Annotated in this window: 1 protein-coding gene; it reads left to right on the forward strand. The window is 63.4% G+C overall.

Annotation, left to right across the window (positions count from 1 at the left end; genetic code table 11):
• On the forward strand, positions 1 to 243 hold a 243-nt coding region (locus tag OEB96_RS00100; RefSeq protein ID WP_266213338.1), incomplete at both ends, for a hypothetical protein.

Raw genomic sequence — 243 nt, forward strand, 5'->3', positions numbered from 1 at the left:
GATGAGCCGCCGGGCACGCTCGAGTACGAGATCCCCGAAGCTCGGTTCTACCGGCTCGATCGCCGCCTCGACATCGTTGGCGTGGACCCCTCGGTCGACCGCTCGGGCTGCGGGTTCTTGACCGATCGTGCCTACGAAGACCTCACCGGCACGCTCGAAGGACTCGATCCGAATGCGGAGTACAGGCGATCCGACTGTGAGTACAGTCCCAACGGGTTGCTGTACATCGAGGGCTTCGCGAAT

This window comes from Paraliomyxa miuraensis (assembly GCF_026337845.1).
In the GTDB taxonomy this organism is placed as follows: Bacteria; Myxococcota_A; Polyangia; order Nannocystales; family Nannocystaceae; genus Paraliomyxa; species Paraliomyxa miuraensis.